Genomic DNA, 10,840 nt, shown 5'->3' on the forward strand with positions numbered 1-10,840 from the left:
AGCAGCTCGCGGAAGCCGCCGAGGCCGATTTCCCCTTCCGTTGCCGGATTGACGACAGCCGTGTCGCGAGCGCCTGCGCGCCATGCGCCATCGATATACAACTGCGTGCTCGGATATTGGGTGTTTTGGCTCATGCGTGGCTCCTGATTGAGTGTGATCGATGAAACCGGTGACAATGCGCGCCAGCGTTGAAAGCGGCGCGATTACTGAACCACCAATGGTAACGCGACCAGCCCGATGTTGCAGGCGGCCGGATTTATCGGCGATGAATGCCTACAAGGAAAGTGCGCACGGTCAGCCATAATTCAAGCGTCCAATCTGGTATCGCTCCATGCCCTTAGCCGCCTTTCAAGACTTACGACGTATTACTTTCAAACCCGGTGGCGCAGAAACGCGGCGCTTTGCGCGAACGCTGATCGCTTGCTTGCTGAGTTACGGCGCCGCCAAACTCGCGACCTTGCCCGAGCTTTACTGGGCGGTCATTACTACGCTGATCGTGGTTACGCAGCCGAGCCTTAACCAAGCGCTGACGACCGGACGCGATCAGATTATCGGCGCGGTGATCGGCGCGATACTGGGCGTGCTCGGATTGCTCGCCATCGTTCGCGGGGCAGAGCCGCTGGTGGTCTTTGCCATCGAACTCGTGCCGCTTGCGGCGCTTGCCGCGTGGCGTCCGACCTTGCGGCTTGCGTGCGTCACGCTGGTCATCGTGGTGCTGATTCCGGCCAGCGGCGTGGGATCGCCGTTCGAGAGACCTATCGATCGCGTGCTGGAGATTCTGATTGGCGCTGGCGCGGCGCTGGTTGTTGCGTTCCTATTGCCGAACCGGGCGATCAATGCCGCGCACAATCGCGCGGGTGAGATCGTGCAAACGCTCGGGGAGTTGATCGCGCTTTATCTACGCAAGCCTGACGACGCGCGGACAGCGGAAGGATTGCATCGAAGGTCGGCGGCGGCTGAGCAGGCGCTCGACGATGCGATTACCGAGGCTGGTCGGGAGCACATTATCGTGCCGGTGAAACGGTCGCGCGAGAACGTGATCGATAAGGTCGTGCCGATGCTGACGCGGTTGCATCGCGATGCGCTGTTTCTAGGGCAGGCGTTCGCGGGGGATGTGGGCTTGGCCCGGCGGTTGACTGCGTCGACGCGGGAAGCGTTGGGCGAGGCTGCGGATGCGTTCGATGGGTTGGCGAAGGCACTGGCGGCTACGCTCGATGCCGATAAACGGCAGCAGGATGAGAATGTCAAAGCAGCGCGGGAGGCGTTCGAAAGGCTGAGGCAGAAGGCAGATAAGGCGAATGCTGCGATGGAGAAGAATACGGTGCTGCCGTTTGTGCTGAATTTGTTGGTGACGGATTTTGGCGATTTGGTGACGACGGTGGAGGGGAAAGAGGGCGGTTAGACAACGCTCGAAACGCGCACATAAGAAAAACGCCACAATTAAGTAATAAAACCGAAGTAAGCCGACCGCAAATTTCAAGCAGACTGCCAAGCCAACGGCTCGTTTATGCCTTCATCCAATCATCTCAATAATCGATAGCTTAACCATCTGAGAGGCGATTACCTCGTCGCCGACAATTAAGACTCGCCTTCTTGAGCAACAAAACCCTTCAACTAACAACCACATTTTCGTCACGCATCAAACCTAACAAAACGTTCACAGTTTCCACCGATATAATAGTGTAGAGTGATATTTTTATTCCACAAACAGGCTTGCGGATGCAACGAGGACGTTTCTACTTGGGAAGAGTAATCAAACGTGGGGTGCTAAATCAAGAAAAATTGATGGAAGCGATACTTAATGCTCCCACGGTTCAGATAGGGCGACTTGAGTGGACTATAACCGATACGGTTGATATGCGCGATCAAGATCTGCCGTTTGTTTTTGGAAAATTAGTCAAGTACGCCGAAAACGGACACGTGACCGTAGTTGATAGTCAATCTCGGTCACAGGTGGAAGCAGTAGCACGGAATTTGGTAGAAGCAAGCTCTCCGTTCGTTTATCTCCCAGAGTATTCTGGGCTTGCCTTCCTGCACGTATGGAATGGGATTCAAGATGATGTGTTTCCAAGAAGATTTAAGACAATTATCGAATCGGCATACGATAAGTTTTTTGTTGGATGTGATGTTGAGCAAATAACAAACTATCAAGAATTTGCAAATCGCTTGGAGTCCATAAAAACATTTACCGAGATTCAAGCGAAGGTATTTCCGCCTAATCCAATGTTCGGGCGTTTGTGGAAAAGCCTGGACAGCTATGTAAAAAGGCGCCAAGCTTCCGACGTGTCGATCAAAGAGGTCAGTGCCAACGGCAACGGCCTCACGACGAATGTTGTGCAACTGATAAAAAATATAATTGTGAATCCGCAGTACGAACCTGATACCGAGCCAGACATTACGGATGCGGCGTTGCTAATGGCGGCAGACGGCTATGGCAGCGGTCGGGTCGTGGGATCGGACGGCACAACACTAGTAACTATCAAAACATCAGATTCAAACGAGAGTTTCCTTTACGATAAAGAGCCGGACGCACATCGTCTCGCGGCGATTTCCAATACCCTCTTTAAAAAGATTTCTACCGAAAGAAACATGAGGCATTAATGAAGTTTCTTTACTTTACAAGGGTGGTTTTGGTAAGTTTTGAATCGGTAATAATTATGATGATAATTGCACTTATCACGTATTTCCCCGATTCAATTAGGCGGATCTTTGACTGGGATCACGTGAACGAAGAATTTGGGAAGTTTGTTATTTTGTTGCCGACTGTATTGGCGGCGTGGATTTTTAAAGAGGCAAGGGACTTAGCGATTTTCGAGTCGGAGTTCTCCAGAGCGTTGGTTAACTGGCCTGATTACAGCAAGTTCAAAACTCATATTTTCATATCCGTAGCATACACCGGATTGTTTTTGCTTTTAGCAATCACTCCTTTTCTATCGAGATATAACTTGAGGACCGGTATAGGGTCGACCCTACTTTTTGGAGGCATTTTGGGACTATTATGGGTAGCCGGAAGTCTGTACTTCGCTCACCTGTCCATGAGGGAAATATTCCGAACCGAGCATACCAGAGAATGAATCTTGCACTTGCACCGCTCATGATGCTAGAAAGTTTCGGCTCTTTTTCGCAGTAGGATAAAAAATGTCTTCGTAACTTTCGGAAATACAAAGCCAGTTTTAAATGGGTGCCATCTTTCGCCCGTTCAACTGCCTATTACCCAATTTATAGCATTGTTCGAGTCTTCCCGAATTCCGCGAAAAACCAATGAAAGTAACAATTACTGCCATTTGTGCGGCGATTACGCACAACAATCAGCCTCGTCATGAGCACGTCGTTCCGCCTTTATAAGTACAAACGCAAGTTTAGGCAGCCCCTCAACGTTCAAATTCACGATATACACTTGGTCTACCGTTCGATTTCAGGCCTCTCAATCCGGCCATCATGGCGAACCCTTGGTCGCTGAAGCAGTTGCCGGGAAAACAATTTTTTTAGTTCGGATGCATTTGTACCAGGCATGATTTCGAGCAAAGGTGTTTGTGGTCCGGTCCTCTTTCAAAGAGGCGAGCACTAACGACATTTGCATTTTCTCTAGCCTTTTCCAATATATCTTCCATGGAAGTATCCTTTAACCCTCTTAGGCAAATGTCGACGCCGGACTCTTGGCGGCTAGACCGAAAGTGCCGAACATCAAAGTCCCTTGAGTGAGTTGAAAAAAATTCAAAACGTTGCATCGACTTTCGTAAAGCCTGCAGTTCCTCAAGAATGTATTCTTGTCCAGACACCTCCTTCTTTTCAAGCTTAGCAACTGTAAACTCTCCAAAGTGCTTTAAAAATGTAGTGTAATGCGGATCGGTAGTTGCCCGCTTGTGCGTTGCGGCAATCTTCTCGGTTAGTTTTCGTTTAAATTCTACAATATGAGAAAAGCGAAGGTCGCGTGGATACTCTAGATGCTCAATAGCAGACGTATCGAACGAGTATGCGGTCTTATCGTCCTCAACTATCACTGTGGGCTTATCGAACGCTAGCCGCAAGCCAAGCTCAAACATTACGTTTGGGTTCTTGCCGCTAACATCACAAACGACAATAGGATTGTCATACAGGTTTTGGATGATGCGTTTGTGAATTATCCCTACGTCATCTGCATTGCTGACAATATTTGCTTCAAAATCAGCGCCTTCAATTGCTTCACAAGATCTCAAGGACGTCCGTCCAGTGTGATTCCGTGCATCCATCAATCGAAGAAATAGGCATAACGATCCCGCAGACTGGTCTCGACACTGTATCCGGCATGAAGTTGTTCTCTTGTGGTCGTCACTAACTGGTCGCGCTAAGTCGCTGGAAAAGCGTCAAAAGTACTAAATTAGGGTCGATAAAGTAGGCGCTACTGGCGCAACTTTAATGTTCTGCGCCGAGTCTTCAAACTGATTTCGATTTTACCTCACGTTTCGACTATGAGATCAATAGCGAACTTGCATAAAAGAAGGCTAACGCCACCACCATGAATCAACAAAGCCGACTCGAAGTCGGCTTTGTCCTTTCATACGCCTATGACGCGAAACCTCACATCGGCGGCGCAACCCCATCCTTCTCGACCACGACGCGCGAAGCGGCGTATTCCGTTCCCTTGACCGGGCTGGCGATAATAAACACCTTCTTCCCTGCGACCAGATCCGAACGCGAAGCCGGCGCAAACGTCACCACGGGCACACCTTCCGGCACGGTCACCGTATTCGAGCCGCCCTTATACGAAAGCTTCAGATCACGCCCGCTCGTGCCGGTCACAACCTGATCGACATTCGCATTCGTCATCGTGCTGTTCGGCGCCAGATCCCACGCGTAGTGCCCTTCACCCGTCCCGCGCGCCGCTTCCGGGAACACCAGCACTTCGGTCGCCGTCATCTTGCCATCGGTGCCAGTGGTCGCAGCCGTACCAATAAACGACCCAGCCTTGATATCGCCGAGCTTGATGTTCTTCACAGCCGTCACCGGCGTGTCCTGCTTCATGTCGATGGTCACGGTATCGCCGCTACGACGGTGCACGGTGAGCGTATCGCCGGAGATCGAGACGATATCGCCACGAATGCGCGCGGGCTTCGCAGCCGGCGCCTGGGCCAGCGCAACGCCGGCAAATGCGAGTGCTGCAATCGATACACCCAGTTTCATGCGGATTGACACAGATGCCATGGAGACTCCAATAGTAATTAGTAAAAAGGCTTAAGCCCCGCCGAACCAGTTATAACCCTGGTTCTCCCAGTACCCGCCGGGATATTCGTTCGTCACGGTGATCGCAACGATGTGCTTCGGATTCTTGTAGCCCAGCTTCGTAGGCATGCGCAGCTTCATTGGAAAGCCGTATTTCGGCGGCAAGACCTGACCGTCGTACGTCAGCGTCAAGAGCGTCTGCGCATGCAGCGCGGTCGGCATGTCGATGCTCGTAGAATAGTTATCGGCGCAATGGAACGCTACGTACTTCGCCGTGGTATCGGCACCTGAACGCTTCAGGAAATCGGCAAAACGCACGCCGCCCCACTTGCCTATCGCGCTCCATCCTTCAATGCAAATGTGACGCGTGACCTGGCTTTCCTGCGGCAGCGCACGCAATTCATCAAGAGTCCAGACGTTCTTGCCCTTCACCAGACCGCCGACGGGCAGCTTGTAGCTGGCGGCATCGACCATCGGGATATCGTCTATGTCGTAGAACGCGTTGAAAGGGAACGGCCGCGTGATCATCGACTCGGGATACGTCGGCGCGAGCTTGTTGGGATCGAAGAGGAAAGCTTGCGCGTCATCATTGAAACGCGACATGGTGCGTAGCACGGTGTTGACGGACTTGTCGTCGGAGATGTTGCAGCCGGACAGCATCATCAAGCCGCCCAGCGACAAGATGCGCTTGCCGAAGAGACGCCGCGCGGGCGCCTTCAATTCGTTGCGTGCGTCCTTGAGGATATTGTCGACATCGAGATGCTTCGCAATCAGTTCGCTTTTTCGGTTCAACATGATCAACGGCCCCGGATCATCAATAACAACGAGCGTGGAACGAGGGCGACCATCACCACGTGCAGCACGAAAAATGCGACCAGGAAACTCATCGCGAAGAAATGAACGACGCGCGCTCTGTCGTAACCGCCCATCAAGTCACGCAATAATGGAAATTGCACCGACTTCCAGATCGCGAGTCCCGACAGGATCACGATGACGATGTCCACGATAACCGCAAGATAAGCCGCCTTCTGCACGGCGTTATAGTGCGACAGATCGTCGTGCTTGAGCTTGCCGGTGAGCGCGGCACGCAGATCGCCGATAAGACTCTTTACGCTGAGCGGGAACAGTTTACGGCGAAATCGTCCGGACACGATGTTCATCGCAATGTAGATCAGGAAGTTGACGACCAGCACCCACATGGCCGCGAAGTGCCACAGCAACGCGCCGCCGAGCCATCCGCCCAACGTGATGCTGGCCGGAAAGACCAGCGCCGGAAAAATGGGCGAAGCGTTATAGACCTGCCAGCCGCTCGTGACCATGACCACGACCGCAAGCGCATTGACCCAGTGCGTGATGCGAACCCAGCCGGGCTGCATGGCGCGGGGCTTCGCCACGGGTGTCACGGATCGAGTCGATGGTTGAGCCAAATTCGCCTCGCAAGAAAAAAGTGATGCGACCGTTACCGGCGTCGCTTGATCGCATCTTAACGATACCGCGCTGATGAACGCATGACACGTTAATGACTTTTTTGTCATCTTTCCGGCGCATGGGAGGCGGATCGTTAGAATGAGGTTCTTCGCAACCTACGCGCGTTCGAGCGCAACACACCCGCCGCATGACCATTCTCGTTATAGAAGACGACCGCAAGACCGGCGACTATCTGAAGAAGGGGCTGACGGAGTCCGGGTATCAGGTCGACCTGATTCGCAACGGCGCCGATGGCCTGCATCAGGCCCTGGCGCACCCGTACGAGTTGATCGTGCTCGACGTGATGCTGCCCGGCCTCGATGGCTGGCAGATCATGCAGGCGCTGCGCACCAAACGCGACCTGCCGGTGATCTTCCTCACGGCGCGCGACCATGTGAGCGATCGTATTCATGGTCTGGAACTCGGCGCCGATGATTACCTCGTAAAGCCGTTTTCGTTCACCGAACTCGTGCTACGCATTCGCACGTTACTGCGGCGCGGCGTGATCCGTGAATCGGATGTGTTTCAGGTCGCGGATCTTCATGTGGATGTCTTGCGGCGCAGAGTGACTCGCCAGGGAATCGACATCGCGCTGACGAACAAGGAATTTGCGTTGCTGCATCTCTTCTGCAAACGACAAGGTGAGGCGTTGTCGCGCACGCTGATTGCATCGGAAGTGTGGGACATGAATTTCGACAGCGACACCAATGTGGTCGACGTCGCCATCAAGCGCCTGCGCGCCAAACTCGACCAGCCCTTCGATATCAAGCTCATCCACACGGTGCGCAGCATCGGCTATTCGTTCGGCGCGACCGGAGAGTCGCATTGAATCCGATGCGTTCGCAATCGCTCGTTGTCCGCATCACGATCCTCTTTGCATTGATTGTATGCGTGGTGGTGAGCATGGTCGGCGGATCGCTTTATCACGCAACGAGCTTGACCCTGTCGACGCGCGCCGATTATCAGTTGATCGGACGTGTCGAACATTTCCGCTCGCTGCTGCACGACCTCTATACGATCCAGGAAATCGAAGCGCGGCCACGGCTCTTTGAAACCATGCTCGGCGATCGCCAGGATGTGATCATTTTCCGGCGGCCGGGCGTGGCGCCGTTTATCAATGTGAATCCGGAGAACCTGCCGTTGCCGCCGGTGGTCCCGGTGCCGGTGAATCGCGCGGTGGATCTCGACGCGCTCTATGAAGGCACGCGTCCTGACGGCGTGCGCATGCGCTGGGTCGCGGCTCAGGCGCAAGTGGGCGATACCGGTCAAGTAGTGGAGATCATCGCTGCACACGTGATGACACAGGAGGCGCGCGTGTTGTCGACGTATCTCGTGCGCGTGTGGATCAACGTGGCGATTGCTGTTCTGGTCACGGCGCTGCTCGCGTGGTGGGTATCGAGTCGCGGCCTCACGCCCTTGCGCAAGATGGCCGATAAAGCCGCCGAAATCACGCCCAATACGCTTTCCGCACGACTCGATGTCGGGAACACGCCGACCGAGTTGCAGAGCCTGGCGGTATCGTTTAACGCGATGCTGGACCGCTTGTCGACCGGGTACGAACGCTTGCTGCAGTTCTCGGCCGATCTCGCGCATGAGGTGCGTACGCCCATCGGCGTGTTGATCGGGCAGACGCAGGTCACGCTCGCCCACACGCGCAGCGAAAGCGAATACAAGAGCGTGCTGGAGTCGAATCTGGAGGAGCTCGAGCGGCTGGGACGCATTGCGCAGAACATCCTGTTCCTCGCGCAAGCGGATCACGAGCGGCAGGAAATCGAGCGCACTACATTGAACACGTGCGAGCAGCTCGAGACCATCGCGACCTACTTCGAAGGTCTCGCCGATGAACGCAATCTCAGCTTCGACGTTCAGGCCGAAGGCGAGATGTTCGTCAACGAGATCATGTCGCGGCGCGCGATCAGCAATGTAGTGGTGAACGCCGTCCGGTATGCAGAGCCCGGCACGACGATTCGCCTGACGGGCAGCGAAGACGCGCAGGGCGCGCGTATCGTGATCGGCAATCAGGGCGAGCGTGTATCGCCGGATGAACTCGCGCGCTTGTTCGACCGGTTTTACCGAGGCGATGCCGCGCGCAGCGAGTTCACGGAATCGAGCGGCCTCGGACTCGCGATCGTGCAGGCCATCATGCGGCTGCATGGCGGGTCGGCATCGGCGAGCTGTTCGGCGAGCGGGTGGATCGAGTTCACGTTGCAATTCGCCGCTCGCTCACAACAGTCCGTCACGCGCCGCTGACCGTTTAATCCACCTCGCCGGCCTGCAATGCCAGTTCCTGCCGGGCGGCCAGCATACCGTGGATCTGCGATACAACCGCCGCGCCCTCACCCACCGCCGCGGCCACGCGTTTCGTCGATGCCGAGCGCACATCGCCGATTGCAAACACGCCCGGCACGCTGGTTTCGAGCGCCGTCGCGCCGTCCATGTGGCCGCCATGCGCCTCCGGGCCCGTCAGCACAAAACCCTTGCCGTCCGTACTCACGTTGCATCCGGTGAGCCAGGCCGTATTCGGATCGGCACCGGTGAACAGGAACAGATGCCGCACGTCGAGCTTCAGCGGGCCGCCAGGCGTCTTGCAATGCACGGCGGCGAGCGTACGGCCGTCGCCCTGCAGTGATTCGATCTGCGTGCGCGTATGCACGGTCACGTTCGGCAACGACGCGATCCGGTCAATCAGATACCGGGACATGCTTGATTCCAGCCCCGCGCCCCGGATCAGCAAATGCACGCGCGCCGCGTGCGATGCCAGATAAACCACTGCCTGTCCCGCCGAATTGCCGCCGCCGACGAGCACGACTTCCGAGCCCTTGCACAGCTTCGCCTCGACTGGCGACGCCCAGTAATACGTGCCCCGCCCCTCGAATTTCTCGAGTCCATCGATCGCAGGCCGCCTGTACGCCGCGCCCGTCGCGATCACGACCGTGTGCGCGGTGACGCGCGTGCCGTTCATCAATTCGATCTGAATGGGCGTGCAATCGCAATGCAGCGCCTTGATCTCGGTCGGAATGGCAATATGCGCGCCGAACTTCTGCGCCTGCACGAACGCTCGACCGGCGAGCGCCTGACCTGAAATACCGGTCGGAAAGCCGAGATAGTTTTCGATGCGCGAACTTGCGCCCGCCTGCCCGCCCGGCGCGCGGCAATCGAACACCGAGACCGACAAACCTTCGGACGCCGCGTACACGGCGGTCGCCAATCCGGCCGGTCCGGCGCCGACGACGGCGACATCGTAGATATGCGCGGGATCGAATTCCGGCAGCCAGCCCAGTTGCGACGCGAGCTGGTTTTCATCGGGCGCACGCATCACCGTGCCATCGGGGCAAATGACGAGCGGAAAGTCCGCCTTCGATGTCGAGATCCGTTCCAGCAATGCGATGGCTTCCGGATCGGTACAGGCATCGATCACGGTATGCGGATAACCGTTGCGGCTCAGGAATCCTTGCAGCGATACCAGCCGTCCATCGTCCGCCTGACCGACCAGGATCGGCCCGCTGCCCTTTTCGATCAAACCCACGCGGCGCAGGATCAGCGAACGCATGATCCGCTCGCCGAGATCCGCCTCGGCCACGAGCAACGCACGCAGCCGATCCGGCGCGATCAGGATGGCTTCGACGTCATCGATCGCGTGGCCATCGACCAGAGCCGGTTTCCCCGACAACTGCCCGACTTCCGCCACGAATTGCCCGGGCTCCGATTCGACCACCAGATGCACATGCCCGAGTCCGTCGCGCCGCGTGATCCGCACGTGGCCGTTGAGCAACACGAACATGCCGGGGCCCGGCGAGCCGACTTCGAACATCAGCTCGCCAGCGCGGTAGTACTTGATCGCGCCGAACCCGCGCATGCGGTCGATTTCATCGACAGTCAGGTGCGGGTACATCTGGTGACGGCGGCTTTGCAGCGGTGAAAACGGGGCGTCGGCGGGCGTCTCCGAAGGCGCGGACGAGACGGTGTCGTTACTGATGGTGTCGAGGTTTTCCCGCGTTGGCGGCGCGTTGTCCCGCCATTCCGACCGGGCGTGATCCGATCCTTCGCTCATGCCTTCGTGGGCAGTACTCATGCGTGTCGATCTCCATGAAGGTAGACGGCTTCGTGCAGCGCGCCCTTGGCCGCAGCTGGCGAAATGGCCGCCATGTGCCCGTGGCCTGCCAAATCGCCAGCA

Annotated in this window: 9 protein-coding genes; 4 read left to right on the forward strand and 5 right to left on the reverse strand. The window is 56.2% G+C overall.

Annotated elements, in window-relative coordinates:
• The first annotated feature begins 331 nt into the window (after positions 1-331).
• Both ACRXB1_RS19785 and ACRXB1_RS19790 read left to right on the forward strand, forming a co-directional pair.
• Entirely contained in the window at positions 332-1,402 is a 1,071-nt protein-coding gene (locus tag ACRXB1_RS19785; RefSeq protein ID WP_449492953.1) for an FUSC family protein, read from the forward strand.
• A gap of 338 nt (positions 1,403-1,740) precedes the next feature.
• Positions 1,741-2,601, forward strand: coding sequence for a hypothetical protein (locus ACRXB1_RS19790; protein ID WP_449492954.1), 861 nt, complete (start codon positions 1,741-1,743; stop codon positions 2,599-2,601).
• Between the two features lie 884 nt (positions 2,602-3,485).
• Here ACRXB1_RS19790 and ACRXB1_RS19795 read toward each other — a convergent pair.
• The 4 genes from ACRXB1_RS19795 to ACRXB1_RS19810 all read right to left on the reverse strand — a co-directional run bounded on the left by ACRXB1_RS19795 (position 3,486) and on the right by ACRXB1_RS19810 (position 6,575).
• Positions 3,486-4,196 carry a hypothetical protein gene (locus tag ACRXB1_RS19795; protein WP_449492955.1) on the reverse strand — a complete coding sequence of 237 codons (711 nt, stop codon included), beginning with the start codon at positions 4,194-4,196 and terminating at the stop codon, positions 3,486-3,488.
• A gap of 361 nt (positions 4,197-4,557) precedes the next feature.
• Positions 4,558-5,172: a hypothetical protein gene (locus ACRXB1_RS19800; RefSeq protein WP_062003771.1), complete on the reverse strand. Its 615-nt coding sequence runs from the start codon at positions 5,170-5,172 to the stop codon at positions 4,558-4,560.
• Positions 5,173-5,211: 39 nt separating this feature from the next.
• Positions 5,212-5,994 (reverse strand): molybdopterin-dependent oxidoreductase, encoded by a 783-nt coding sequence (locus ACRXB1_RS19805; RefSeq protein WP_449492956.1) that lies wholly within the window; start codon positions 5,992-5,994, stop codon positions 5,212-5,214.
• Positions 5,995-5,996: 2 nt separating this feature from the next.
• A complete protein-coding gene (locus tag ACRXB1_RS19810) occupies positions 5,997-6,575 on the reverse strand; it encodes a cytochrome b/b6 domain-containing protein (RefSeq protein WP_062172035.1) in 579 nt (192 codons plus the stop codon).
• A 239-nt stretch (positions 6,576-6,814) separates the two neighbouring features.
• Between ACRXB1_RS19810 and ACRXB1_RS19815 the strand changes: the two genes are divergently transcribed.
• Entirely contained in the window at positions 6,815-7,495 is a 681-nt protein-coding gene (locus tag ACRXB1_RS19815) for a heavy metal response regulator transcription factor (RefSeq protein ID WP_062003596.1), read from the forward strand.
• A 5-nt stretch (positions 7,496-7,500) separates the two neighbouring features.
• Positions 7,501-8,916: a heavy metal sensor histidine kinase gene (locus ACRXB1_RS19820; protein ID WP_062003595.1), complete on the forward strand. Its 1,416-nt coding sequence runs from the start codon at positions 7,501-7,503 to the stop codon at positions 8,914-8,916.
• 4 nt (positions 8,917-8,920) lie between these two features.
• Here the strand turns inward: ACRXB1_RS19820 and ACRXB1_RS19825 are convergent, their stop codons facing one another.
• Positions 8,921-10,738 carry an FAD-dependent oxidoreductase gene (locus ACRXB1_RS19825; protein WP_449492957.1) on the reverse strand — a complete coding sequence of 606 codons (1,818 nt, stop codon included), beginning with the start codon at positions 10,736-10,738 and terminating at the stop codon, positions 8,921-8,923.
• Positions 10,739-10,840 lie beyond the last annotated feature (102 nt).

It is taken from the genome of Caballeronia sp. M23-90 (genome assembly GCF_053574605.1).

Excerpts from the sequence above, each read along its gene's own strand:
- ACRXB1_RS19785 (WP_449492953.1), top strand. The coding sequence starts at position 332 with ATGCCCTTAGCCGCCTTTCAAGACTTACGACGTATTACTTTCAAACCC.
- ACRXB1_RS19805 (WP_449492956.1), bottom strand. The coding sequence starts at position 5,994 with ATGTTGAACCGAAAAAGCGAACTGATTGCGAAGCATCTCGATGTCGAC.
- ACRXB1_RS19810 (WP_062172035.1), bottom strand. The coding sequence starts at position 6,575 with ATGCAGCCCGGCTGGGTTCGCATCACGCACTGGGTCAATGCGCTTGCG.
- ACRXB1_RS19815 (WP_062003596.1), top strand. The coding sequence starts at position 6,815 with ATGACCATTCTCGTTATAGAAGACGACCGCAAGACCGGCGACTATCTG.
- ACRXB1_RS19820 (WP_062003595.1), top strand. The coding sequence starts at position 7,501 with ATGCGTTCGCAATCGCTCGTTGTCCGCATCACGATCCTCTTTGCATTG.
- ACRXB1_RS19825 (WP_449492957.1), bottom strand. The coding sequence starts at position 10,738 with ATGAGTACTGCCCACGAAGGCATGAGCGAAGGATCGGATCACGCCCGG.